Raw genomic sequence first — 25569 nt, 5'->3', positions numbered from 1 at the left:
GCTGTCCAATGCCGGCGCACCGAGGGCCGGCCGGCAGCCACGGCGGTGGCGAAAGACATCGCTGCAGAACAATCCAAGCTCAACAGGAGGAATAGATGATCCCGCGGAAACCAATCACCCTCAGCCGTCGCAAGCTGCTCCTCGCCGGCGCCGCCGTGCCGCTCTGCGGCATCCTCACCCGTCCTGCTTCGGCCGCCGAATTCACCTACAAGCTCGCGACTGGGCAGGACCCGACGCATCCCGTCAATATCCGCGCCAAGGAAGCTGCCGACCGCATTCGCGAGGGAACGAGCGGCCGGCTGGAGATCAACCTGTTCCCGGCCAACCAGCTCGGCTCCGATACCGACCTGCTGACCCAGGTCCGCAACGGCGGCGTCGAGTTCTTCAACCTGTCGTCGCTGATCCTGGCGACGCTGGTCCCGGCCGCAGGCATCGTCAATCTCGGCTTTCTCTTCACCAGCTATGATGCGGTCTGGAAGGCGATGGATGGTGAGCTCGGCGCCTATATCCGCGCGCAGATCGCGAGGACGCCGATCATGGCGGTGTCGAGCCCCTGGGACAACGGCTTCCGCCACGTCACCTCGTCCGGCCGCGAGATCAGGACGCCTGAGGACCTCAAGAATTTCAAGCTTCGCGTGCCGGCTGCCCCCAATCTGACGTCGCTGTTCCAGGCGCTCGGCGCAGGCCCCGCGCCGATCAATTTCAACGAGGTGTACTCCGCGCTCCAGACGAAGGTGGTCGACGGTCAGGAGAACCCGCTGCCGATCATCGCGACCGCTCGTCTCTACGAGGTGCAGAAAACCTGCTCCCTGACCGGACATGTCTGGGACAATTACTGGATCCTTGGCAACAAGCGTGCCTTCGAGAAATTGCCCAAGGACGTGCAGGCCATCGTGACGCGCGAGTTCGACCGTTCGGCCAAGGACGAGCGCGCCGATATCGCGAAGCTGAGTGAATCGCTGCGCGCGGACCTCACCGCCAAGGGCATGCAGTTCATCGAAGTCGACCGTGCTGCGTTTCGGCAGGCACTCGCTAGGACGAGCTTCTACTCCGATTGGAAGGGCAAATTCGGCGAGGAGGCTTGGGCGCAACTCGAGAAGGCGGCGGGCAAGCTGTCATGACCGCGAGCAACCATACGCCGAGCATCGACGAAGGCGCCGCTGTTGCGGCACAAGCCGGTGTGCGCCTGTGGCCCGTCAGGGCCAATAAGGCGCTTGGTCATGTGGTTGCGATCCCGGCCGCACTGTTGGTGCTGGCCGAGATCGTCGTGCTGTCGGCCGGCATCGTCGGCCGATACGTGTTTCACGCCCCGATCATCTGGGCCGACGAACTCGCCGGCATCTTATTCCTGTGGCTCGCCATGCTGGGATCGGTGATCGCGTTCCAGCGCGGTGAGCACATGCGGATGACGGCCATCATCGGCATGCTCAGTCCCAACGCGCGTGCATTCCTGGACGTCGTTGCCGCCGCGGCATCGCTGGCGTTCCTGCTGCTGGTGATCCATCCCGCTTACGAGTTCGCGGCCGACGAGGTGTTCGTGACGACGCCGGCGCTCGAAATCGTCAACAGCTGGCGGGCTGCGGCCTTGCCCGTCGGCATCGGATTGATGCTGGTCGCGGCGGTCTTGCGGCTGGTCCGCATCGCGGGCTTGCGCAGCCTGCTCGCGGCCGTGGCGCTCGTCGCCGGCATCATCGCCGCGCTTGTTCTCATCGCGCCGGTGCTCAAGCCGCTCGGCAATCTGAACCTGCTGATCTTCTTCGTGGTCATCGTCGGCGCCATGGTGCTGGCGGCGGTGCCGATCGCGTTCGCCTTCGGTCTTGCCACCGTCGGCTATCTGGCGCTGACGACGAACACGCCCGATGTCGTCATCATCGGACGCATGGACGAAGGCATGAGCCATCTGATCCTGCTGGCGGTGCCGCTCTTCGTGTTCCTCGGCCTGCTGATCGAAATGACCGGCATGGCGCGCGCCATGGTGGGCCTCCTCGCCAGCCTGCTCGGTCATGTACGCGGCGGCCTGCATTATGTGCTGGTCGGGGCCATGTACCTGGTGTCGGGCATCTCCGGCTCGAAGGCGGCTGACATGGCCGCTGTGGCGCCCGTGTTGTTTCCCGAGATGACCAAGCGCGGCGCCAAGCCCGGCGATCTCGTAGCGCTGCTCGCGGCGACCGGCGCCCAGACCGAGACCATTCCGCCATCGCTCGTGCTGATCACAATTGGCTCGGTGACGGGCGTGTCGATCGCGGCGTTGTTCACCGGCGGCCTGCTGCCCGGCATCGTGCTGGCGATCGGCCTCTGCACCGTGGTGTGGTGGCGATACCGCGGCGAGGACCTATCGCATGTAAAGCGGGCGACGGGCAGGGAGATCGGCCGCGCCTTCGTCATCGCCATTCCAGCGATAGCACTGCCCTTCGTGATCCGCGCCGCGGTGGTCGAGGGCGTTGCGACCGCGACCGAGGTGTCGACGATCGGGATCGTCTACGCGGTTCTCACCGGGCTGCTGATCTATCGTCAGTTCTCCTGGCGCCGGCTTTATCCGATGCTGGTGGAGACTGCGTCCCTATCGGGCGCGATCCTGCTGATCATCGGGGCCGCGACCGGGATGGCGTGGGCCCTGACGCAATCGGGTTTTTCGGCCTCGCTCGCAAAGTTCATGACCGCGCTACCGGGCGGAACACCTGTCTTCCTCGGCGTCACGATCCTCGCCTTCGTCATTCTCGGCAGCGTGCTCGAGGGCATCCCGGCCATTGTCCTGTTCGGGCCGCTGCTGTTTCCGATCGCCCGCCAGGTCGGCGTGCACGAGGTGCACTACGCGATGGTCGTCGTGCTCGCGATGGGCATCGGCCTGTTCGCCCCGCCGTTCGGCGTCGGCTATTACGCGGCCTGCGCCATCAGCCGCATCAGTCCCGACGAGGGCATCAAGCCGATCGTCGGCTATGTTGTCGCCTTGCTGATCGGCACGCTGATCGTCGCGGCGATCCCGTGGATCTCGACCGGCTTCCTGTGACGCGGGGACGGGCGGCGCGTCAGCGCTGCCCGTCATGCACGGAGATCTCGGATGCCTTGAGGCCGCCAATGCGCGCGTGCGGGCGGCCGCCCGTCGCCATCACGAGCCCGAAGGCGATCTCGTCGCGGCGTGGCGCATCCCACAGCGTCATCTCCGCGGTGCCGAAATGGCTGCGGACATAGGCCGCGCGGATGTGGCCGAGCGGCACCATCAGCCGCGTGCCGGGCCCGCCGATCGTCTTTGCCGCCGGCACGATCGCCTTGGGCTGACCGAGCACCTCGCGCATGCCGTGGCCGCCGGCCTTGTGCCAGACGGCGCCATGCTCGAGCTCGCCGTCCTCGCCGACGATGATGCCCTTGCCATAGGCTTCGATCTGCGATGCACCGCCGAGCTGCGCGATCAGCCCGGTTGCAAGCTCGGAGCCGAGCTCACGCAAGCCAGCCTGGAACGGCATCAGATCTGGCTCATAGCGGCCGGCGAAGGGATTGCAGATCACTGCGACCGCGGTCCCCACCAGCAGCGGCTTCTCCAGCCGCGGCCCGCGCTCGTGCCAGACGGTCTCGACACTGAGCGCGGTCTTGCGAATATCGTAGGACATGCCGCGTCTTACGCCTCGTCCACGACCGGGTTGCGGAGCACGCCGATGTTCTCGATTTCAACCTCGACCACATCGCCCGGCTTGAGGAAGATCGGCGGCTTGCGGGTGAAGCCGACGCCGGCCGGCGTGCCGGTGGCGATGACGTCGCCGGGGACGAGATCGAAGATGGTCGAGCAATATTCGATCAGCCGCGGAATCGAGAAGATCAGCATCGACGTGTCGGAGGACTGCACAGTCGCGCCGTTGACGCGCGTTTCGAGCTTCAGCTTGGTGGGATCGCCGATCTCGTCCGGCGTGACCAGCCACGGACCGAACGGGCCGGTGCCGACGAAGTTCTTGCCCGAGGCGATCTGCTGGGCGTGGCGTTGCCAGTCGCGAACGCTGACGTCGTTGTAGATCGAGTAGCCCGCGACGTGATTCCAGGCATCGGCCTGGCTGATGTGACGGCCGCCTTTGCCGATGACGACGGCGAGCTCGCCCTCCCAGTCGAAATTGTCGGAGACCTTCGGCCGGATCACCGGCGCGTTGTGCGCGACCTGCGAGCGCCAGACCCGCAGGAAGATCGGCGGAAACTCCGTGATCTCGCGCTTCATGCCGAACGCGACCGCCTCGTTGTGGTGGTCGAGATAATTGCGCACAGCGCAGACGATCTTCTCGGGCCGCGGGATCACCGGCAGGTATTTGATGTCGCCGAGCGCTAGGGTGGGCTTGTTTGCAGCGACGATGGCCGCACGGCGCGCGTAGTCGTCGCTGCCGAGGAAGTCCGCCAGGGTCGGATATTGGGGCAGGGCGCGGCCGAGATCGATGACGGCATTTTCGACAACCGCGCCCCAGCTTTCCCGGTTTCCGTCCAAGAACGACAGCAGCTTCATGGTTTCGCCCCAAGGGTTTCAATTTTCGATGAGGGCTATTATTTTCGAAAATGAGCTCGCACGCAAGCCCGCCGTCTTCGAAAGTGCGGTTGCGCTATTCGGCGTCGAGCAGATGGCCGGCGTATGTCGCCACGTTGTCGGCGGTCGAGCGGATATGCGCCTCGATCAGTTGCACGGCGAGATCGGCATTGCGCGAGATCGCGGCCTGCATGATCGCCTGGTGCTCGCCGGCCTTGTCGCGCGGACGCGGCCGGAAATTGGCCGACAGGTGCCGGTAGCGCTCGGCGCGGTCGAACAACTCGGCGCGAATGGCGAGCAGCGTCGCCGAGCCGCAGGCCGACACCAGCGCCTGGTGGAATTGGCGATGGGCGATCTTCCATTCGGGATCGCGCAAGGGATGTTCGGGATCGCGCTGCTCGATCCGCTTCAAGCGATGCAGCGTCGATATCACAGCGATTTCCCAATCGTCATCGCCGCGCTCGATCGAGCGGCGGATCAATTCCACCTCAATCAGCACCCGCGCATCGGTGACCTCCACCAGGTCCTGGCGGCTGACCGGCGCGACGCGAAATCCACGCTGCTCCTGGGCATCGACCAGGCCTTCGGCGGCAAGGGCCGTCAGCGCCTCGCGCAGCGTCGTAAAGCTCGCGCCGAACCGTTCGCGCAGCACGTCGAAACGCAGCGGCTCGCCGGGTGCAAGGCCGCAGGCGATGATCTCCTCGCGCAGCCGATGGGTGATGTCGGCCGCGATGGTCTTGCCGAATTCCTTTCGGGGGCGGATGGCGCTTTCGGACATGGCTCAGCCAATGAATCGATGGCTCAACATGCCGCGGCAACGACCATCTTGCAATAATTTTCGCAAACGGTATGATTTTCGAAAATGTGGTCCGGGGGAGCGTGAAGACATGAGGGCAGTGCTGGTGCGTCAGCCGGGCGGGCCGGATGCACTTGAGGTGGTCGAACTGCCGGTGCCCGTGCCGGGCGCCGGCCAGGTGCAGATCCGGGCCGAAGCGTTCGGGGTCGGGCAGCCCGACGTGCTGATCCGGCGCGGCGTCTACAAATGGATGCCGCCGTTGCCGGCCAATCCGGGCAATGACGTTGCCGGCCGCATTTCCGCGCTCGGGTCCGGCGTCGAGGGCATTGCCGTCGGCCAGAAGGTGCTGCTGAGCGCGCGCGATCTGTCCCAGCGCGGCGGCTGCTACGCCGATTATGTGGTCGCGCCCGCGGATGCCGTTCACGCGCTGCCCGACCATGTCGATCTGCAAGCCGCCGTGTGCCTGTCGAACTACCAGGTGGCCTATGCGCTGCTGCACGAGTGCCGCCATCCGCGCGCGCCCGCAAGCGTGCTGGTGATAGGCGCTGCCGGCGGCGTCGGCACCGCGCTGGTGCAGCTGGCAAAACTCGCCGGGATGACCGTGATAGGCACGGTCTCGACCGAGGAGAAGGCCGCGTTCGCCAGGGCGAACGGCGCCGATCACGTCGTCTTCTACCGGAGCGAGGATGTCGTGGCGCGGACGCGCGAATTGACCGGCGGTGAGGGCGTCGGCCTTGTGCTCGATCACGTCTGCGGGCCGGAATTCGCCGGCTATCTCGGCGCGCTCGGCAAATGGGGCACGCTGCTGTCCTACAACGCCTTCGCCGGATTGCCGGAAGAGAACCTGATGGCGGCGATGCGCAACCATCTCGACATCTGTCCGGCGGTGCGCTGCTTTTCCTTCCATATCTACGACCACGATCGCGACGGCCGCCGCGCTCTGATGCGCAGCGTGATCGAGGCGCTGAGCCGCAATGCGATCAAGCCCGCGATCTCCGCGGTGCTGAAGCTCGACCAGGTCAGGAAGGCCCATACGCTGCTGGAGCAGGGCTCCGCGCTCGGCAAGATCATCATGACGCCATGAGGGGGACCGCACGATGACGCAAGCACCCATTGCACGCTTCACCCGGCTGCGGCACGCGACCTTCACCTCGCCCGATCCGGAGCGGCTGCTCGATTATTACCGCGGTGTGATCGGTCTCGGCCTCGTCGCCCGCGACGAAGGCCGCCTGTTCCTCGCCAATGACTCCGAGCAGCTCTCGCTGGTGATCGAGCCCGGTGACGCCGCGCTGAAGAGCATCGCCTTCGAGATATCCCCTGATGTCCAGCTCGAGGCGCTGGGCGCTGCGTTGAAGCAGGCTGACTTGCGGCCCGAGCTGCACAGTGATTTCCTGCCTGGCGTGTCGCGGCTGCTGTCCTTCAGCGACCCTGAAGGCACGCGCTTCGAATTGATCCAGGGCTGGACGCCGACGCCCGCGCAGGAGCGGATCGGCGCCCTTGCGGTTTCCAAGCTCGGCCACGTCGCGCTGCGCACGCCCGATCCGAAGGCCGCTTCGGAGTTCTACGCGAAGGTGATGGGTCTGCGAGTCTCCGACTGGATCGAGGACCGCTTCGTCTTCATGCGCAGCGGTTTCGAGCACCACACGCTCAATTTTGCCCGCGCGCCCGTTCGCGGTCTTCATCACTTTGCCTTCGAGTTGCGCGGACCCGATCACATGCATCGCGCTTGCGACCATCTCGCGCGGCACAAGCTACCCGTGCTCTGGGGGCCGGTTCGTCACGGCCCCGGCCACAACACCGCGATCTACCACCGCAATCCCGACGGCCATCTGGTCGAGCTGTTCTGCGATCTCGACCGCATGACCGACGAGGCGCTCGGCTATTTTGATCCGCGGCCCTGGCATCGCGATCGTCCGCAGCGGCCGAAAGTCTGGGTCGGCCTGCCGCGCGACGTCTGGGGCATGGCGCCATCGCCGGAATGCACGGAGTTCGCGCGCTAGCGCTTTTGAGTTCGAACGGAAGATCGCCGCACGCGCGGCCAAAGACATAACTATCAAAGGGAGAAGCATCCATGCGAGGGATGAAGCGGCTTGCTGCGGCCATTTTTCTGCTCGGCGGTTGTCTTGCAACCACTCCTGCGGCGGCGGACAATTATCCGTCGCGCCCGATCCGCCTGCTGCACGGCTTTGCCGCAGGCGGCGCGGCCGATACGCTGTCGCGCATCATCGCCGACGGGCTCTCGAAGAAGCTCGGGCAGCCGATCATCGTCGAGGCCAAGCCGGGCGCTGGCGGCAACATCGCGGCGGACGCGATCGCAAAGGCCGCGCCCGACGGCTACACGCTCGGGCTCGTCACCGGCGCCCATGCGATTTCTGCGGCGACCTACAAGAGCCTCGCCTACCAGCCCGCCGACAGTTTCGAGATGATCTCGACGCTGGTCTACTATGCGCTCGTCATTGCGGTGCGCAACGATCATCCGGCAAAATCGCTCGGCGATCTCATCGCTATCGCCAAGGAGAAGCCTGGCGCGCTCAGCTTTGGATCGGTCGGATTCGGCAGCACGCATCATCTTGCGGGAGAATTACTGAACGCAACCGCGGGCGTCGAGATTGTGCACGTGCCGTATCGCGGCGATTCGCAATCCATCACTGCACTGCTCGGCGGCGAGGTTCCGGTAATTGTCGGCACGCCCGTGCTGCTTGCTCCACAAATCCAGAGCGGTGCGATCCGTGGCCTCGCGGTGACCTCGCCGGCGCGCACGGCGTTGTTGCCCGATGTCCCGACCGTTCAGGAAGCCGGCATCAAGGGCTACGACGTGCGTACCTGGGCGGGCCTGCTGGCGCCGAAGGGCACGCCGCCCGCTATCATAGCGACGCTCAACGCGGCGGCGCTCGAGGTGCTCAGGGATCCCGACATCAAGCAGCGCCTGGAGACGGCCGTCGGCGGTGAGGTCCGCGGTAGCTCGCCGGCGGAGATGAAGGCGCTGATCGAGACCGAGATCGTCAAATGGACCGGCGTGGTGGAGCGGGCGAAGCTCCCGAAGATCTGAGCTGCGGGAGCTTGCACGCTGTCCCGCTATGCGCCGGAATGCCCCCTGCAGTCCGGAGCATGCGCTGCAAGCCCCACGAATTGCGTGCTGCGCAGAGCCTGGACCGGGGTCTCACGGGGAGTCTGCCTTGTCCCCACGCGGACGATGTACGTGAGGTCGCCCCGGCGTTTCAAGATTGTGGTTTGGTTCCGTTGCGAAGAGTGAATTCTTCGTGATGTGCCTTGGCCATGCGCCGGTTGACAGTCCAGTCTCCCAGGTTTTTATTTCGAAGCGTCGGGGATATGCGATCTCCCCGCGAGGCGACATGCCCAAGAATCGCGTCCTGATCACCAAGGGCGCAGCATGTCGTCATTCCTGATCCCGCCAGAAAAATCGAGATGGTTCATTCGCGCGCGGCCACGCCGAAGCGCGTTGATATCGGCATCCCACTACGGCTCGTGGGAAGCGACTTCACCCGGGGCAGGACACGTCAGGAGGATGATCATGCGTACAAGGACAATCTTTCACACAGTCCTGTTTCTGGCGATCGCCAGTGGGCTGTCGACCGCACGCGCGCTGACTCAGGAAGAGCTGGTCACCAAGCTCCAGGCAGCCGGCTACACGCAAGTCAGCGACGTCAAGTCGACCGCGGAAGGGATGACTGCCAAGGCGGTGAAGAACGGCAAGGAGGTGCGGCTCGTCATCGACAGTAGCGGTCAGGTCAAGGAGCAGAAGTGAGTGACTGAATTCCAAGCTGAGGGAGCAGATCAATGCGAAAGACAATCTCGGCGCTGATCGGCATCGGCGCCTGCTTCATCGCAAGCGCTCACGCGCAGGACATCGATTGGCAGAAGGTCGACGACACGCTGGGGCGGAAAGCGGCCGTGACCGGCGACGTGCATCGCTACGGCTTTCCACGCACCGATCTCACGGTGACACTCGACGGCGTCACCATCAAGCCCGCGCTGGCACTCGGCGGCTGGGTCGCGTTCAAGCCCGCGCATGGCGGCGTCATGGCGATGGGCGATCTGGTGCTGCTCGAACCCGAGATCAACCCGGTCATGGCGAAGATGATCGCGAACGGGCTGGAGATCACCGCCGTGCACAATCATCTGCTCGGCGCCAGCCCGGCAACGTTCTACATGCACGTGGCCGGCCACGGTGATCCCGCCAGAATCGCCGCGGCCATCAAGGATGCGCTCGCCGAAAGCAAGACGCCGCTGTCGGCGCCGGCTTCGACGGCCGCTCCGCCGGCCGTCGATCTCGACACTGCGCAGCTCGACAACATCATCGGCGTCAAAGGCCAGGCGAACGGCGGCGTCTACCAGTTCAATGTTCCCCGCCGCGATCCGGTCACCGAGCAAGGCATGCAGTTGAGCCCGGTCGGGCCGCTCGGCGTTGCAACCGCCGTCAACTTTCAGCCGACCGGCGGCGGCAAGGCCGCGATTACGGGCGACTTCGTGCTGACCGGCGACGAGGTCAACCCGGTGATCAAGGCGTTGCGGTCGCATGGGATCGCGGTGACGGCCCTGCACAGCCACATGCTGGACGAACAACCGCGCCTGTTCTTCATGCATTTCTGGGCCAACGACGATGCGCTCAAGCTCGCGAGCGGCGTGCGTGCGGCGCTGGACAAGACGGCCAGTACTAAGAGCTGAGTGAGGACCAGAGAACTCTGATGCTGTGCGGTGTTCCTTCACGGTCGCTGCCTTTGGTCGGCTTCAAGCTGTTCGGGAGATTGACGACGAGACCTTTCGCTGGGCTGTGTTGGCGGTCGTGCTGTGTGCGAGCGGGGCAAGCGGCTCGCAGCTCCAACAGAAACGAGGTCGATGATGCGAAGATCGATGATCCGCCCAGCCGCCCTTCCGCCCCGACCTTCTGGGCGGGCGAGGTTTGCCTTGCCCCTCATGCTGGTTTTGTTGACGGGAGGGAACGCCGTGGCCAAGACCCTGAATTTTGACAACGCTCCTGCCGGAACGCCGCCGGACGGGTGGACCTTGACGAAGACCGGTCAGGGGCAATCGAAATGGATCGTTGAGGCCGACGCCACGGCGCCAAGCAAGCCGAACGTGCTCAAGCAATCCGGGCGGGCAACCTTCCCGGTGGCCATCAAGAACGATACCAGCATCGGTGACGGCTTCGTGGAGGTCAAATTCAAGGCCATCGCCGGTTCAGAGGATCGCGCCGCGGGGATCATCTGGCGCGCGAAGGACGCGGACAATTACTACGTCGTCCGGGCTAACGCGCTGGAGGACAACGTGGTGCTCTACAAGACGATCAAAGGCGTTCGAACCTCGCTGGAGATTGTCGGACGCAAGGGCGGCTATGGCGTCAGCACGCCGGTGGCGTCCGGGCAATGGCACGCGCTGCGTTGCGACTTCGCGGGCAATCGATTCAAGGTGACCTATGACGGAAAGCCGTTATTCGAGGTAGAGGACGCTACGATTACAAGCCCAGGAATGATAGGCCTGTGGACCAAGGCGGACAGCGTGACCCTGTTCGACGATCTGACATATGGTGAGCTCAAATAGCCGTTTGCCCACCTTTGCCGGAGATAGCCATGAATGTTCGACCTCTGTCGGTCGCGGCGGCCCTGTTGATCGCGTTCATCAATCCAATATGGGCGGAAGAGGCCCTCGTCGCCTACAAGTCGCTCAGTCCCGAGTTGGCGCTCGATCTCGCACGTGCTGCGTTGGATAGCTGCCGCACACGTGGATACCAGGTTGCCGTCGCTGTCGTCGATCGCTTCGGCGTCACACAAGTGATGCTCCGCGATCGCTTTGCAGGCGCCCACACTCCCTCGACGGCATCGGGCAAGGCGTGGACGGCTGCGTCATTCAAAGCCAGCACGAGTGAGCTGAATGCGCTCAGTCAGCCGGGCATGATGCAGTCGGGCATTCGTAATCTGCCCGGCACGGTCATTATCGGAGGAGGACTGGTCGTCGAAGCGGGCGGCTCTCTGGTTGGGGCGGTCGGCGTATCCGGCGCTCCCGGCGGTGACGCGGACGAAGCGTGCGCAAAAGCCGGGATCGAGGCGATACGTGACAAGCTGGAGTTCTGAGGAGGGGAATGTCCATCTCGGACCCGCGCGAGATCGAGCTGAATTCGTGCTCGCGAGTGAACCGGTTCATATAGCCGGCTACGAGTTTCTCTTACTTTTGACGGCGCATGCGGCCAGGTCTTTGCGGCCTGTCCTGCCGAACGGTGGTGCCGGGGGTCGTCGACTTGCCTGTCCCGAGAGTCGCTTAGTCTTATCCGCGCGGTTCGACCACCTCGCCGTCTTCCTTGACGAAGCGGCCGACCGGATTGTCCAGGAGATCGATCACGGCTTCCGACGGCCGGCACAGGCGCGTGCCCTTCGGCGTCACCACGATCGGACGGTTGATGAGAATGGGATGGGCGATCATGAAATCGAGCAGCTGGTCGTCCGTCCATTTGGGATCGTCCAGGCCTAGCTCCTTATAGGGTGTCCCTTTCTCACGCAGCAGCGCGCGGACCGGAATGCCCATCGTCGCGATCAGCTCCTTGAGCTGATCCCGCGACGGCGGCGTCTTGAGATATTCGACGACGACGGGCTCGGTGCCGCTTTGCCGGATCATCGCCAGCGTGTTGCGCGAGGTGCCGCAGGCGGGGTTGTGATAGATGGTGACGGTCATCGGGTCGTCTCCGTAATTGCGACTGAGGCGTACGCGCCTGGGCGTCCGAGCAGCCAGTTCATCAGCAGCATGCCGGCGAAGGCGCCGCACAACTCGGCAAGGATGAAGCCAGGCAAGTCGGTGGGGCGAATGCCCGCGAACGTATTGGTCAGGGACCTCGCAATGGCTACGGCCGGATTGGCGAACGAGGTGGAGGCCGTGAACCAATAGGCCGCGGTGATGTAGAGGCCTACCAGCCAGGGGACTGCCGTCCGCTGAAACCGGATGCCGGCCAGGATGGTCGCAACCAGCCCGAAGGCGGCCACCGCTTCGGCGAACCATTGCGGCCCTCCGGTTCGAACCTTCGTCGAGAGGTCGAGCAGGGGTAGCCCGAACATCAGATGCGCCGCCACTGTTCCCGCGATACCGCCGGCGATTTGCGCGATGATATAGAGCGCAGCCTCGTTCGCCGGCAGTTCGCGCTTGCCGGTGAAGACGAGGGTCACAGCGGGATTGAAGTGTGCGCCGGAGATCGGGCCGAGCACCGTGATCAGGACAACCAGAATGGCGCCGGTCGGCAAGGTATTGCAGAGCAGCGCAAGGGCGATGTCCTTGGTCAGCGTTTCCGCCATGATGCCGGAGCCGACCACGGTGGCGACGAGAATGCCCGTGCCGAGCGCTTCGGCGGCGAGGCGCCGCGAGAGATCAAAATTGTCCATCAGCGGGCTCGCCTCCTGGGTTTCGGCGAGCAGCACGATTGCAGAGTCTCGACGACGGGTTCGCATACTTCCGGCCGTCCGCCGCAGCAATCGCGCAGCAGGAAGACTGCAACGTCGCGAAACTCGCCGAGACTGGCGCGATAGAGGATCGAGCGGCTGTGCCGCTCGGACGACACCAGGCGCGCGCGGCTCAGAATCGCCAAATGCGCTGACAGCGTGTTTTGCGGGACTTCCAGCAGCCGCGCGAGGTCGCCGGCCGCAAGACCGTCAGGCTCGTGCCGGACCAGCGTCCGGAACGCCTCCAGACGGGTCGATTGCGACAGCGCGGCGAGCGCCAGGAGGGCTTCTTCGGTTTCCATATATCCAGACTTATGGAATTATCGGCGTCGCGTCAACCAGAATTGGGGCGCGGTCTCATAACGCGGCCAGCCATAGCCGGATAGATGCGAGTTGGACGGAAGGCGAGATAGTTGGCGGCGAGCGGTCTGGCGAGACGCAATGCTTCCGAGCAGGACCCGGTCGGCGGTTACGAAGCACTGGACTAAACCGCTCGCGCGGTAGGGCGCTACGGCAGGCGGGGCAGCCAACAGGATAGCGCAACGGGGCGTCCTGTCTTGAGATCGAGGGGTTCGACAACCTCACTCAAGACAGGAGCATCCCCAATGACCAAGCAGGCCATCAGCCCGTTGCGCCAGCGCATGATCGAAGACATGGCGATCCGCAAGTTCGCTCCGAAGACCCAACATGACTACGTGCAAAGGGTCAAGGATTTCGCGGCGTTCCTCGGCCGCTCGCCCGACCAGGCCCAGCCGGAGGACGTGCGCCGCTTTCGGCTTCATCTGGCGTCGATCGGCGCCCACGCGCCAAAGATCAACGCCACGGTCTCGGCGCTGCGCTTCTTCTTCAATGTGACGCTCGATCGGCCCGAGCTTGCCAAGCACCTGTCGTTCATGCACGAGCCGCGCAAGGTTCCGGTTGTGTTAAGCCCGGAAGAGGTTACGCGCTTTCTGGAGGCAGCGCCAAGCATCAAATACAAAGCTGCGCTCAGCGTCGCTTACGGTGCGGGACTGCGCGTCTCTGAGGTCGTTGCGTTGAAGGTGTCCGACATCGATTCCGAACGCATGATGTTGCGCGTCGAGCAGGGCAAAGGCCGCAAGGATCGCCACGCCATGCTGTCTCCGGTGCTGCTCGCGCTCTTGCGCGACTGGTATCGCATCGGCCGCCCGCAAGGCTGGCTGTTTCCGGGACTGAAGCCGGCCAGCCCGATGACGACACGCCAGCTCACGCGTGCCTGCCATGCTGCGGCGGACATGGCCGAGATTGCCAAGCGGGTGACGCCGCACACCTTGCGCCACAGCTTCGCGACCCACCTGCTCGAGCAGAACATCGATATCAGAGTGATTCAGGTCCTGCTGGGCCACGCTAAACTCGAGACGACGGCGCTCTACACCCGCGTCGCCACCAACACCATCCGCGAGGTCATGAGCCCGCTGGATCGCCTCACGCCGCTGACGTCCAAGAAGAATGAGTCCAGGGACACGCCACCGGCCTAAGCGGAAGGCACGTGGCGCGTCCAAGATTGGAGGTCGCGGACATCTTCCGCGGCCATGGTCCGGCGTGGCGTCAGGCCAACGCCGGCCATGTGAGCCTCCAGCAGTTGAAGGTGATGTCGGCGATCGAGCACTGCCGCACGGCGGAACTCGGCGGCCATGTCGCGCGCTGCGCGGATTGCGCCTATACGACCATCGCTTACAACTCTTGTCGCAACCGCCACTGCCCGAAGTGCCAAGGCGCCGCCGCGAAGCAATGGCTCGCCGAACGCGAAGCCGAGCTGTTGCCGGTGCCGTACTATCACATCGTGTTCACACTGCCGGCGGCCATCGCCGACATCGCCTACCAGAACAAGGCCGTCGTCTACGACCTGCTGTTCAAGGTCTCGGCCGAGACCATGCTGACGATTGCCGCCGACCCGAAGCATCTCGGTGCCAGGATCGGCATCACCTCCGTGCTGCACACCTGGGGCTCGGCACTGACCCATCACCCGCACGTGCACATGATCGTGCCGGGTGGCGGCATCTCACCAGATGGCCAGCGCTGGGTATCATGCCGACCGGGCTTCTTCCTTCCGGTGCGCGTGCTCTCCCACCTGTTCCGACGGCTGTTCCTGGAGAAGCTCATCGCGACCCACCGAGCCCGTCGCCTGAGTTTCTTCGGCGATTACGCGCATCTGGCTGACGCACAGTCCTTCGCAGCCCATCTCGCGCCGCTGCGTAAAGCCGAGTGGGTCGTCTACGCCAAGCGTCCATTCGGTGGCCCCGAGGCGGTGCTGGCCTATCTGTCACGCTATACTCATCGCGTTGCCATCGCCAACAGCCGCTTGATCGCCTTTGACGAACAGCTCGTCACCTTCAAATGGAAGGACTACCGCATCGAGGGCCGCGACCGATACAAGCAGATGACGCTCGCCATCGCCGAGTTCATCCGCCGCTTTCTCATCCACGTGCTGCCGAAGGGCTTGCACCGCATCCGCCACTACGGCCTCTTCGCCAAGAGTGCTTGCGCTGACAACGTCGCCCACGCGCGTGAACTGCTCGCCGTCGCAAGACCTGAAGGCCAGCCCACTGCCGCCGCCGATCCCGGCAAACCGAGTTGTCCATGCTGCGGCGGTCGCATGATCATAATCGAAGTCTTCGAGCGCGGTGCAATGCCACGGCATCGGCCGACAGCTCCAACGAACCACATCAGGATCGACACCTCATGACCGTGCCGCAATCCCGCAAATCCGCTCGCCGCGCTCGCTGGCCCTCGACCAGCCACGGCAGAGCGCGCCCAGATATCCACCAGCCGTCGCAAATCGTCGGACAACTTCTGGAGTTCAAGGCCATCCGCCGCGCATTCGTCAGCGACTTCACCGTCGTGCAACTCGTTGGGCCGACTCGATCCCAATCAACGAGTTCGCCCGCGGCGCTCAAAACCCCATAGCGCCTGCGGCCCGACCTTACATCCCTTACCCGCGGTTTCCTCCCTTGGAGGCTTTCGGACGCCGGCCGCCGAACACGCCGCGCCGTCCCTCATGCGGCCGGCATCCGAAACCCTTCACAGAAGCGGACATCAGCCGGCCGACAATCTACACTGAAGCCGTCGAAAATGACCAAAAGCGGAAATCACCGAGCTAGGCACTTTCACCAAAAGGAGATTGCTGGCTTGCAGTGCAAAATTATGGCGCAGAAAGCCGAGATCATCAGAACGAAATTGGCGGAACAACGTACTTAATGGCACCTGTGAGAAGCCCACTTAATTATCGCTCGGATCTTTCTCTGCTTGAGCGTTCCGCGCTTAAGCGGTTCTCAAGCCTGAAATTGAGAACGTTGCCTGCATAGCCGAAAAGAGTAACGCCGTTTTGCCGATCTTGAACTCGCAACTTGCTATCGACGTCGTTGGGAGTTTCTGGCGCAAGTGTCGCAGTCAGCCGTGCTAATGCACACTTACTGAGATCTGTGGACTGTTTTCCGCAAATCGCCCCCGATTGAAGTTTCCAATGCCGGACAGATATCGTCCAGAGCCGGCTCGGCGGAGGCTGACAAGTAAACGATATAATGTGGCCGTCCGGAGAATAATACGTACCGTGCTCAGGGCAGGCGGGGTCACCTTGTTCTTTGGATGGGGCTGCCACATCGTGAGAGAGAAAAGTATTTCCTACCAGAAATGAAATACCGCGCGTTCCCGAGATTGAAATAACTCCGTCCTCGGTGTGCGTGTTCGCATCTGTTATCTCTTTGCTCGGTCTTACTCTGTCGAGTTCGATCAAGCGGCCAGCGAAGCGATCGTCGAACAGTGGCGCGCCGGCCTGATTGCCCTTGGCAATATCGTAGACCTCGTAAGGGGGCTCGCTCTGGTCGTATATCATCAGGCCCAGCTTATCGCTATTTGAGCGTCGGGCCTTCAAAATCGTAGGTGCTTCATCACACGGATCGACAGAAAAGCAAATGTCACCGTTTTCAACATCCCACGATTGAACGTCGCAATCCGCGCCGAACGATCCTCGGCAAGTGTACCACACACGGTTGTTTGGATAATAATTGATTTGAGGCCTATTGGCGCCAGTTTGCCCTCTACGTGGTTGATCGTCACGTTTTACGGCAGAATTGCCCACGAGAAAGTCAACCGCCTCGGCACCGCGCAGTTCGACGTATCCGGCCTTCTTCAATTCTTTGATTTTGTCCTCGTCGAACGACATGCTACCGGCCACGGCCAATGTCGTCATCGCGAGTGTCGCTAATGTGAGTAAACCAAGAAACCCGCGGCCCATGTCTGATCGCCTCCTTTGTTACAGCCCCAACGGTCGATCGCTGGCTGACATGTCTGGGCTTTCTCGCGAACAAGCGACTTTATTATACCGGTATGTTTGGCATTGCCACCTGTCTGCTGCTGGCCCATCGCGCCCAGCGGAATGCTCGTTGGGGCGTCGGCTGTCGGGTGTGGAGCGGAACCTGATTGGCAGCGGTCTGGACCGCCGATTTTGTGAAGGGTTTCGGATGCCGGCCGCATGAGGGACGGCGCGGCGTGTTCGGCGGCCGGCGTCCGAAAGCCTCCAAGGGAGGAAACCGCGGGTAAGGGATGTAAGGTCGGGCCGCAGGCGCTATGGGGTTTTGAGCGCCGCGGGCGAACTCGTTGATTGGGATCGAGTCGGCCCAACGAGTTGCACGACGGTGAAGTCGCTGACGAATGCGCGGCGGATGGCCTTGAACTCCAGAAGTTGTCCGACGATTTGCGACGGCTGGTGGATATCTGGGCGCGCTCTGCCGTGGCTGGTCGAGGGCCAGCGAGCGCGGCGAGCGGATTTGCGGGATTGCGGCACGGTCATGAGGTGTCGATCCTGATGTGGTTCGTTGGAGCTGTCGGCCGATGCCGTGGCATTGCACCGCGCTCGAAGACTTCGATTATGATCATGCGACCGCCGCAGCATGGACAACTCGGTTTGCCGGGATCGGCGGCGGCAGTGGGCTGGCCTTCAGGTCTTGCGACGGCGAGCAGTTCACGCGCGTGGGCGACGTTGTCAGCGCAAGCACTCTTGGCGAAGAGGCCGTAGTGGCGGATGCGGTGCAAGCCCTTCGGCAGCACGTGGATGAGAAAGCGGCGGATGAACTCGGCGATGGCGAGCGTCATCTGCTTGTATCGGTCGCGGCCCTCGATGCGGTAGTCCTTCCATTTGAAGGTGACGAGCTGTTCGTCAAAGGCGATCAAGCGGCTGTTGGCGATGGCAACGCGATGAGTATAGCGTGACAGATAGGCCAGCACCGCCTCGGGGCCACCGAATGGACGCTTGGCGTAGACGACCCACTCGGCTTTACGCAGCGGCGCGAGATGGGCTGCGAAGGACTGTGCGTCAGCCAGATGCGCGTAATCGCCGAAGAAACTCAGGCGACGGGCTCGGTGGGTCGCGATGAGCTTCTCCAGGAACAGCCGTCGGAACAGGTGGGAGAGCACGCGCACCGGAAGGAAGAAGCCCGGTCGGCATGATACCCAGCGCTGGCCATCTGGTGAGATGCCGCCACCCGGCACGATCATGTGCACGTGCGGGTGATGGGTCAGTGCCGAGCCCCAGGTGTGCAGCACGGAGGTGATGCCGATCCTGGCACCGAGATGCTTCGGGTCGGCGGCAATCGTCAGCATGGTCTCGGCCGAGACCTTGAACAGCAGGTCGTAGACGACGGCCTTGTTCTGGTAGGCGATGTCGGCGATGGCCGCCGGCAGTGTGAACACGATGTGATAGTACGGCACCGGCAACAGCTCGGCTTCGCGTTCGGCGAGCCATTGCTTCGCGGCGGCGCCTTGGCACTTCGGGCAGTGGCGGTTGCGACAAGAGTTGTAAGCGATGGTCGTATAGGCGCAATCCGCGCAGCGCGCGACATGGCCGCCGAGTTCCGCCGTGCGGCAGTGCTCGATCGCCGACATCACCTTCAACTGCTGGAGGCTCACATGGCCGGCGTTGGCCTGACGCCACGCCGGACCATGGCCGCGGAAGATGTCCGCGACCTCCAATCTTGGACGCGCCACGTGCCTTCCGCTTAGGCCGGTGGCGTGTCCCTGGACTCATTCTTCTTGGACGTCAGCGGCGTGAGGCGATCCAGCGGGCTCATGACCTCGCGGATGGTGTTGGTGGCGACGCGGGTGTAGAGCGCCGTCGTCTCGAGTTTAGCGTGGCCCAGCAGGACCTGAATCACTCTGATATCGATGTTCTGCTCGAGCAGGTGGGTCGCGAAGCTGTGGCGCAAGGTGTGCGGCGTCACCCGCTTGGCAATCTCGGCCATGTCCGCCGCAGCATGGCAGGCACGCGTGAGCTGGCGTGTCGTCATCGGGCTGGCCGGCTTCAGTCCCGGAAACAGCCAGCCTTGCGGGCGGCCGATGCGATACCAGTCGCGCAAGAGCGCGAGCAGCACCGGAGACAGCATGGCGTGGCGATCCTTGCGGCCTTTGCCCTGCTCGACGCGCAACATCATGCGTTCGGAATCGATGTCGGACACCTTCAACGCAACGACCTCAGAGACGCGCAGTCCCGCACCGTAAGCGACGCTGAGCGCAGCTTTGTATTTGATGCTTGGCGCTGCCTCCAGAAAGCGCGTAACCTCTTCCGGGCTTAACACAACCGGAACCTTGCGCGGCTCGTGCATGAACGACAGGTGCTTGGCAAGCTCGGGCCGATCGAGCGTCACATTGAAGAAGAAGCGCAGCGCCGAGACCGTGGCGTTGATCTTTGGCGCGTGGGCGCCGATCGACGCCAGATGAAGCCGAAAGCGGCGCACGTCCTCCGGCTGGGCCTGGTCGGGCGAGCGGCCGAGGAACGCCGCGAAATCCTTGACCCTTTGCACGTAGTCATGTTGGGTCTTCGGAGCGAACTTGCGGATCGCCATGTCTTCGATCATGCGCTGGCGCAACGGGCTGATGGCCTGCTTGGTCATTGGGGATGCTCCTGTCTTGAGTGAGGTTGTCGAACCCCTCGATCTCAAGACAGGACGCCCCGTTGCGCTATCCTGTTGGCTGCCCCGCCTGCCGTAGCGCCCTACCGCGCGAGCGGTTTAGTCCTTTGACGCTTAACCGACTTCACGCGGTTCTCCGGCGAGCTTGGTTTGCGCCAATCGGTGATAGTCAAAGCACGGACTATCTTGAGCGGCGCACGACCTCGATTGCTGCTTCGATCAGAGATGCAGCAACCTCTTTGCCGAAGGTGTTGATGGTGATTGGTCCGCCATCGGGGACACTAACAAAGAGCGTACCTCCATCACCCGAAAGATTTCCATGATCACCCGAAAGATTTCCATGCGAATTCCGTCGAACTCGACGTCGCTCGCCCATTGGTATTCCACGGTCCGGCCTTCGAATGTCAACGCTCCCATGGTGAGACCTTATCATACTGCGGGAACTAGGCTACTTCAGTTGGTCGCCCTGTCGCTGGAGAACGTCGGCTGTTGGCCCATCGCGACATATTGCGCTGTCGCACGTACTTGGTCGCGATAGGAGCAAAGCGGACGTAGTCACCAATCGCATGGGGCTGCCGGGTTTATAGCTACACGGCCGAAACCAGCGATGCCGCAACTGCATATTTCGAATATTCTAGAAATAATGTTTGACAACCGATGTGCACGGGCGCACCGTGGCGCTCATGAAGATCGACGACGCAGCAGCACGCCTGGAAGCGCTGGGGAATCGGACCCGGCTGCAGATATACCGCGCGCTGGTTCGGGCCGGGCACGCGGGCATGCCGGTCGGCCGCTTGCAGGACAGGCTGAGGATCCCGGCGTCAACGCTGTCGCACCACATCAAGACTTTGGTCGCAGTCGGACTGGTCAGTCAGACCAGGGAATCGACGACCCTGATCTGCCGCGCCAACTTCGACGCCATGCGGGGCCTGGTCGACTTCCTGGTCGCGGAGTGCTGTGCGGACGAAGCCGGATGTAAGGATGTTCAGACCGCAGCCTGATTCATTTAATCAATTATTCCATAATTCTAGAAAGATGGAGGATTCGGAATGGCCAGCAAGACGGTAGCCATCATCGGCGCGGGGCCGGTCGGTCTCGCTGCCGCCGCGCATGTGCTCGAACGCGGCATGTCCCCCGTCGTGCTCGAGACCGGACCCGAAGCCGGGCATGCGGTGCGGCAATGGCAGCACGTCCAGCTCTTCTCGCCGTGGGAATACAATGTCGACAAGGCCGCGGCGCGCCTGCTCGCGCCCACGGGCTGGAATTCGCCGGACCCTCAATCCTACCCGACCGGCGGCGAGTTGATCGAACGGTACCTTGCGCCGCTCGCAACCCGAACGAAGCTACGTGAGGTGATCCGGACGTCCAGCCGCGTCAAGGCCGTCAGCCGCATTGGCTTCGACAGGGCGAAGACCAAGGGGAGGGAGCAAGCGCCTTTCGAAATCCGCTATCAGAACGGCAAGGGCCCCGAGCTGCTGCGCGCCGATGCCGTCATCGACGTCTCAGGCACGTGGTTTTCGCCCAATCCCGCCGGCAGCAACGGTCTGCCTGCGATCGGCGAACGTGAGTGCACTGATCGCATCACCTATGGCATGCCGGATGTGCGCGGCACAGCTCGCGGCAGATATGCTGGCAAGATCGTGGCCGTGCTCGGTGCTGGCCATTCCGCGGTGGGCACGCTGATCGATCTCGCGCAGCTCGCCGAGGAGGTGCCCGGCACCAAGCCGGTGTGGCTGCTGCGCGGCAGCGATCCTGCAAAGGCTTTCGGCGGCGGCAGCAACGACAAGCTTGCCGCGCGCGGCGAGCTGGGCTCCGCCTTCGCCGCGCTCGTGGCTGCCGGAAAGATTGCGGTCGAGACCGGCTTCGGCGTCACCCACATTTCGGAGTTCGAAAGCCGCCTCAGGATTTCGGCAGGCGCCTGCTGCGGTGCGCGGCGTGTGGTTGCGGATGAGCTGGTGGTGTCGACCGGCTTCCGGCCCGATCTCTCGTTCCTGTCCGAGCTGCGGCTGCGGCTCGACCCGGCGATCGAGGCGCCTCTCGCGCTCGCGCCGCTCATCGACCCCAATGAGCATAGCTGTGGAACGGTGCGGCCTCACGGGGCTCACGAACTGTCGCATGATGAGCCGGGCTTCTATCTCGCCGGCATGAAGTCCTACGGTCGCGCGCCAACCTTCCTGATGACGACCGGATACGAGCAGGTCCGCTCGATCGTCGCAGACATCGCGGGCGACAAGGAGGCTGCGGCACGCGTCGAACTTGTGCTGCCGGAGACCGGCGTCTGCACACGCGGCGGCGTGGAGTCCGCCGGCGCAGCCGGATGCTGCGGCGGTCCGGCCAATGACGAACCCTCGGCCTGCTGTGCCGCCGATGAAGCGGCCAGGAGGGCAGGTGGTACCGGATGCGGTTGCTCATGATGCGAGGCACTGCGGGGCCGCTCACCGTCGTCATCGCGCTCGGCACCGCGCAGACCATCGCGTGGGCGTCGAGCTATTATCTTCCTGCGATCCTGGCTGCGCCGATTGCGGGTGATCTCGGTCTTGCGCCGACTTACGTGTTCGGCGCGCTGTCGGGAGCTCTCATCGTCTCCGGCCTGCTCGGTCCGAGAGTTGGGCATGCCATCGATACGTTCGGCGGGCGCAGCCTGCTTGCCGTCTCGAACCTCGTTTTCGCCGCAGGCTTGCTCCTGCTGTCCGTAGCCTATGGCGTAGCGGTGCTGATCACGGCCTGGATCTTGCTCGGGATCGGCATGGGCATGGGCCTCTACGAAGCGGCATTCGCGACGCTTGCGCGCATCTATGGTGCCAATGCGCGACGAACGATCACCGGCATCACCCTGATCGCCGGTTTCGCCAGCACACTCGGCTGGCCTCTCACGACGTTGCTCGCTTCGGAGTATGGCTGGCGCGCGGCCTGCCAGCTATGGGCGGTGATCCATATCGGTCTTGCCTTGCCGCTCAACCTTTCGCTACCCCGTGCCGCTCCACTGGATCAGGACTCCCGACCGAGCGTGGGCGCGAGCCAGCAATCCGAGCGCCAGAGCGAAACCTTCGCAATGATGCTGCTGGCGTACATGTTTGCGGCCGCGAGCTTTGTCAGCTCCGGAGTCTCGGCCATTCTGCCGACCATGCTGGTTGCGTTCGGCGCCACGCCGGCACAGGCGTTGTTCGCAGGCGCATTGGTCGGCCCTGCGCAAGTCGGCGCCCGCCTTCTGGAAGCAGGATGGTTTGGCCGGTTTCATCCGCTGCTGTCGGCGAGGCTCGCCATGCTCATGAATCCGGTCGGCGTGCTTGCGCTGATCGCGGGCGGCCCTTTGCTCGCACCGGCCTTCACGGTGCGTGTATGGCGCGGGTAACGGCATCATCACCATTGCCCGTGGTACGCTGCCATTGGCGCTGTTTGGGCCGGTAGGGTTCGGCAGGCGTGTCGGGATGATCTCGTTGCCTTCGAGGGCAACGGGCGCCTTCGCGCCCCTTGCGCTGGGACTGATGGTAGAGCATTTCGGCAGCGGCGCGCTCTGGATCGGCGCGCTGGCCTCGGTCTCTGCGTTTTTTGCGCTTCTGCTGCTTCGTGGGGATCAGACAGTATGAGTCCCTGTCAGATGGGAGGGGAACATTCGTAGCCTGCGCGGTTGGCCGCTGATTGCAGTGATGTGTATCGGCCAGCTCGGCAATCTGCTGCCGCACGTGACGTTGTCCGCGAATCTGGCGCAGCATCTGATGCCGGCGTGGGGGTTGTCCGCCGCCGAGGGCGGCTTGATGGCGAGCGGATATGCGTTCGGCTATATGCTCGCAGTGCCCGTGCTGACGACGTTGACTGATCGTATCGATGCTCGGCTCGTGCTCCTGGGCGGCTCTGTCGTGAGCGGACTTGCGACGGTGGCGTTTGGCATCTTCGCGCAAGGGTTCTGGTCGGGGACCAGCATCTGGTCGCTGGCAGGATTGGGCTTTGCCGGTGCCTACATGCCGGGGCTCAAGGCACTGACGGACCGGTTGCCCGTCGGCGACACCTCACGGGCGGTCACGCTCTACACGTCGAGCTTCTCGGTGGGCGTCGGCCTGTCGTTCCTGATCGCGCAAGTCCTCGCAGATGGCTGGGGATGGCGGACCGCGTTTTACGTGACCGGCATCGGTCCCATCGCGATGGTGGTCGCGTGTCTCTTGATCGAGAGGCGTAGTCCCGCTCCGAGAGTCGGACGTCTCTTGAACTTTGCGCCCGTTTTCGCCAACCGCGAGGCACTCGGTTATATCTTCGGTTACGGTGCGCACTGCTTCGAGCTCTACGGCATTCGCACATGGCTGGTCGGATTCTGGACCTACGTCGTCGCGCATCAGGGCGCGCCCTCATGGCTGAGCCCGGTCCTGATGAGCTTCTGCTTCGCAGTGATCTCCATGCCGGCCAGCATCCTCGGCAACGAGGCCGCATTGAAGTTCGGGCGACATCGGGCGATCACGGTGGTGATGATCGCTTCGGCCTGCGTTGCGCTCGTCATCGGCCTTAATGCGACGGCTCCGGCATGGGTGCTGGCGTTGCTGCTGATGATCTATGGCCTGACGGTGCCGGCGGATTCTGGTGCGTTGACAGCCGGCATGTCGGCTGCAGCCGTCTCGGAGCATCGCGGGGCGACTCTGGCCTTGCATTCGACCGTCGGCTTCGGCCTGTCGGCGATCGGAGCGTGGGGAACCGGGGCTGCACTCGATGCTGCTGGCGGTCCGCAGAGTGCAGAGGGCTGGTTGCTGGCTTTCATCGTGCTCGCGGCCGGGATCGCACTAGGCCCGCTCGCGTTGCTATGGGCGCGGATGGCTCGGCCCGAACAGCTTCTATCGAGGTCGCAATAGGCAGACCACGAGTATCGGGGGCGCTGAGCGGCCTGACAGGCATCGATAGCTTCGGTCACGAATGCTTGACCCGGATCAAAGTATGCGTTCGGCAGCGGAATATGTTACGAGAGTTGCGTTGCGGCTCGAAAAGGTAAAAGCACGTTTGATGCGGATCGTTCGTACCATCCTGGCCCTCGCCATCGCCATATCCTTGGCGATGCTGCCGGCTGGTGCGTCCGCATCCAGCCTCGCCATGTCGTCGGATGATATGCAGGCGGCCATGCAGATGGGCGGCGACGGCGACATGTCGATGGACGATTGTTGTCCCGACATGAAGGGAACGGGTTCCGACACCGGCTACAAGTGCGGGATGGGCTTTTGCTGTATCGGCGGCACCGTCGCGCTTGCAGACATCCGTCCCCTGGCTTTCGAATTTCTTGCCGTAGCGGCAGGAAAGACCGCTATTCCCGCCGATCAAGTCGTCTCCTTCCGCGGCGGCAGTCCTCCCTTCCGGCCTCCTCGAATCTGATTCTCATCAAGCCAAAGACGCGCGCGGGCACGCCTGCGCGCGTCGATGACTGACGTGCGCGCTCCCTGCGTCACGGTCGAGATCAATTCATGAGGACAGGACAATGCTTTCCAAATTCAACACCGCGGCTGTTGCCGCCATCCTTTCGCTCGCCGCAACGGCCGCGATGGCGGGTGCCGGCGACTACGCCTTCGAGCCGGTCAATCCCGAGATGAAGAAGGGCGACGACGTCACGCTCGCCGTTCGCTTGACCAACAAGCAAACCGGTAAGCCGGTGTCGGACGCGGTCATCTTCAAAACCCGTGTCGATATGGCCCCGGACGGCATGGCCGAGATGGAGTCGGCCGTCGCGCCGCTGCCGTCCAAGGAGCCGGGCGTCTACGCTTTCAAGACGGACCTGCCGATGGCCGGCCGCTACGAGGTCACGCTCTCGGCGAAGGTTCAGGGCGAGCCTGACACGGTCACCGGCAAGGTCATCGTCAAGGCGACGAAGTGAGCCTCCGGGCGCCGCCGGATGGCGCCCGGACTTCTCTTTCCCATTCACATGGACGCGCGCCCCGGGCGCGCGGTATC

At 63.6% G+C, this 25569-nt stretch carries 25 protein-coding genes and 1 pseudogene; 17 read left to right on the top strand and 9 right to left on the bottom strand.

What is annotated here, in order from left to right; all coding sequences use genetic code 11:
• The first annotated feature begins 95 nt into the window (after positions 1-95).
• Both P6U29_RS28010 and P6U29_RS28005 read left to right on the top strand, forming a co-directional pair.
• On the top strand, positions 96-1121 hold the full coding sequence (locus P6U29_RS28010) for a TRAP transporter substrate-binding protein (RefSeq protein WP_407113424.1): 1026 nt from the start codon (positions 96-98) through the stop codon (positions 1119-1121).
• The gene (locus tag P6U29_RS28005; RefSeq protein WP_407113422.1) at positions 1118-3007 is read left to right on the top strand and encodes a TRAP transporter large permease subunit; all 1890 of its coding nucleotides are present in this window, start codon (positions 1118-1120) and stop codon (positions 3005-3007) included. The genes P6U29_RS28010 and P6U29_RS28005 overlap by 4 nt, the downstream gene beginning before the upstream one ends.
• 19 nt (positions 3008-3026) lie before the next feature.
• Here the strand turns inward: P6U29_RS28005 and P6U29_RS28000 are convergent, their stop codons facing one another.
• From P6U29_RS28000 to P6U29_RS27990, 3 genes are all read right to left on the bottom strand, one after another.
• The gene (locus P6U29_RS28000; protein ID WP_407113420.1) at positions 3027-3605 is read right to left on the bottom strand and encodes an amino acid synthesis family protein; all 579 of its coding nucleotides are present in this window, start codon (positions 3603-3605) and stop codon (positions 3027-3029) included.
• Positions 3606-3613: 8 nt separating this feature from the next.
• Positions 3614-4477, bottom strand: a complete 864-nt coding sequence (locus tag P6U29_RS27995) for a fumarylacetoacetate hydrolase family protein (RefSeq protein ID WP_407113418.1) — start codon at positions 4475-4477, stop codon at positions 3614-3616.
• 94 nt (positions 4478-4571) lie between these two features.
• A complete protein-coding gene (locus tag P6U29_RS27990; RefSeq protein ID WP_407113416.1) occupies positions 4572-5273 on the bottom strand; it encodes an FCD domain-containing protein in 702 nt (233 codons plus the stop codon).
• 109 nt (positions 5274-5382) lie between these two features.
• Between P6U29_RS27990 and P6U29_RS27985 the strand changes: the two genes are divergently transcribed.
• The 7 genes from P6U29_RS27985 (at position 5383) to P6U29_RS27955 (ending at position 11380) form a co-directional block, all read left to right on the top strand.
• A complete protein-coding gene (locus P6U29_RS27985; RefSeq protein ID WP_407113414.1) occupies positions 5383-6375 on the top strand; it encodes a zinc-dependent alcohol dehydrogenase family protein in 993 nt (330 codons plus the stop codon).
• Between the two features lie 13 nt (positions 6376-6388).
• On the top strand, positions 6389-7291 hold the full coding sequence (locus P6U29_RS27980) for a VOC family protein (RefSeq protein ID WP_407113412.1): 903 nt from the start codon (positions 6389-6391) through the stop codon (positions 7289-7291).
• 71 nt (positions 7292-7362) lie between these two features.
• Positions 7363-8340, top strand: a complete 978-nt coding sequence (locus P6U29_RS27975; protein ID WP_407113410.1) for a tripartite tricarboxylate transporter substrate binding protein — start codon at positions 7363-7365, stop codon at positions 8338-8340.
• A gap of 483 nt (positions 8341-8823) precedes the next feature.
• Positions 8824-9057, top strand: a complete 234-nt coding sequence (locus P6U29_RS27970) for a hypothetical protein (RefSeq protein ID WP_407113409.1) — start codon at positions 8824-8826, stop codon at positions 9055-9057.
• A gap of 32 nt (positions 9058-9089) precedes the next feature.
• Positions 9090-9977, top strand: coding sequence for a DUF1259 domain-containing protein (locus P6U29_RS27965; RefSeq protein WP_407113407.1), 888 nt, complete (start codon positions 9090-9092; stop codon positions 9975-9977).
• Positions 9978-10256: 279 nt separating this feature from the next.
• Complete coding sequence (locus P6U29_RS27960; protein WP_407113405.1) at positions 10257-10850, top strand: family 16 glycoside hydrolase; 594 nt, start codon at positions 10257-10259, stop codon at positions 10848-10850.
• 29 nt (positions 10851-10879) lie between these two features.
• On the top strand, positions 10880-11380 hold the full coding sequence (locus P6U29_RS27955; protein WP_407113403.1) for a GlcG/HbpS family heme-binding protein: 501 nt from the start codon (positions 10880-10882) through the stop codon (positions 11378-11380).
• Positions 11381-11570: 190 nt separating this feature from the next.
• Here the strand turns inward: P6U29_RS27955 and arsC are convergent, their stop codons facing one another.
• The 3 genes from arsC to P6U29_RS27940 are packed head-to-tail and all read right to left on the bottom strand — an operon-like array spanning position 11571 to position 13032.
• Positions 11571-11975, bottom strand: a complete 405-nt coding sequence (gene arsC, locus P6U29_RS27950) for an arsenate reductase (glutaredoxin) (RefSeq protein WP_407113402.1) — start codon at positions 11973-11975, stop codon at positions 11571-11573.
• Positions 11972-12673 carry an aquaporin gene (locus tag P6U29_RS27945; protein WP_407119436.1) on the bottom strand — a complete coding sequence of 234 codons (702 nt, stop codon included), beginning with the start codon at positions 12671-12673 and terminating at the stop codon, positions 11972-11974. The genes arsC and P6U29_RS27945 overlap by 4 nt, the downstream gene beginning before the upstream one ends.
• Entirely contained in the window at positions 12673-13032 is a 360-nt protein-coding gene (locus tag P6U29_RS27940) for an ArsR/SmtB family transcription factor (protein ID WP_407113400.1), read from the bottom strand. Before P6U29_RS27940 ends, P6U29_RS27945 begins: the two co-directional genes overlap by 1 nt.
• A 303-nt stretch (positions 13033-13335) precedes the next feature.
• On the opposite strand from P6U29_RS27940, the gene P6U29_RS27935 reads away from it, so the two are divergent.
• Both P6U29_RS27935 and P6U29_RS27930 read left to right on the top strand, forming a co-directional pair.
• On the top strand, positions 13336-14226 hold the full coding sequence (locus P6U29_RS27935) for a tyrosine-type recombinase/integrase (RefSeq protein WP_407112448.1): 891 nt from the start codon (positions 13336-13338) through the stop codon (positions 14224-14226).
• A gap of 11 nt (positions 14227-14237) precedes the next feature.
• Positions 14238-15434 (top strand): IS91 family transposase, encoded by a 1197-nt coding sequence (locus P6U29_RS27930; RefSeq protein WP_407112447.1) that lies wholly within the window; start codon positions 14238-14240, stop codon positions 15432-15434.
• A gap of 537 nt (positions 15435-15971) precedes the next feature.
• Here the strand turns inward: P6U29_RS27930 and P6U29_RS27925 are convergent.
• The 3 genes from P6U29_RS27925 to P6U29_RS27915 form a co-directional block, all read right to left on the bottom strand.
• Complete coding sequence (locus tag P6U29_RS27925) at positions 15972-16982, bottom strand: hypothetical protein (protein ID WP_407113398.1); 1011 nt, start codon at positions 16980-16982, stop codon at positions 15972-15974.
• Positions 16983-17533: 551 nt separating this feature from the next.
• Positions 17534-18730, bottom strand: coding sequence for an IS91 family transposase (locus tag P6U29_RS27920; RefSeq protein ID WP_407112447.1), 1197 nt, complete (start codon positions 18728-18730; stop codon positions 17534-17536).
• Between the two features lie 11 nt (positions 18731-18741).
• Entirely contained in the window at positions 18742-19632 is an 891-nt protein-coding gene (locus P6U29_RS27915; protein WP_407112448.1) for a tyrosine-type recombinase/integrase, read from the bottom strand.
• A 701-nt stretch (positions 19633-20333) separates the two neighbouring features.
• Between P6U29_RS27915 and P6U29_RS27910 the strand changes: the two genes are divergently transcribed.
• From P6U29_RS27910 to P6U29_RS27885, 6 genes and pseudogenes are all read left to right on the top strand, one after another.
• The gene (locus P6U29_RS27910) at positions 20334-20651 is read left to right on the top strand and encodes an ArsR/SmtB family transcription factor (RefSeq protein WP_407113396.1); all 318 of its coding nucleotides are present in this window, start codon (positions 20334-20336) and stop codon (positions 20649-20651) included.
• A gap of 48 nt (positions 20652-20699) precedes the next feature.
• Positions 20700-22064: an NAD(P)-binding domain-containing protein gene (locus tag P6U29_RS27905; protein WP_407113394.1), complete on the top strand. Its 1365-nt coding sequence runs from the start codon at positions 20700-20702 to the stop codon at positions 22062-22064.
• Positions 22049-23269 (top strand): annotated as a pseudogene (locus P6U29_RS27900) (MFS transporter). The gene P6U29_RS27905 and the pseudogene P6U29_RS27900 overlap by 16 nt, the downstream one beginning before the upstream one ends.
• Before the next feature lie 28 nt (positions 23270-23297).
• Positions 23298-24485: an MFS transporter gene (locus P6U29_RS27895; RefSeq protein WP_407113392.1), complete on the top strand. Its 1188-nt coding sequence runs from the start codon at positions 23298-23300 to the stop codon at positions 24483-24485.
• Positions 24486-24633: 148 nt separating this feature from the next.
• Positions 24634-24996 (top strand): hypothetical protein, encoded by a 363-nt coding sequence (locus P6U29_RS27890; RefSeq protein WP_407119435.1) that lies wholly within the window; start codon positions 24634-24636, stop codon positions 24994-24996.
• A 103-nt stretch (positions 24997-25099) separates the two neighbouring features.
• A complete protein-coding gene (locus P6U29_RS27885; protein ID WP_407113390.1) occupies positions 25100-25492 on the top strand; it encodes a FixH family protein in 393 nt (130 codons plus the stop codon).
• Positions 25493-25569 lie beyond the last annotated feature (77 nt).

Source organism: Bradyrhizobium sp. LMG 9283 (genome assembly GCF_045571415.1).
Classification (GTDB): domain Bacteria; phylum Pseudomonadota; class Alphaproteobacteria; order Rhizobiales; family Xanthobacteraceae; genus Bradyrhizobium.
The sequence above is the reverse complement of the archived record's forward strand: the minus strand, read 5'-3'. Positions and strand labels throughout refer to the sequence as shown.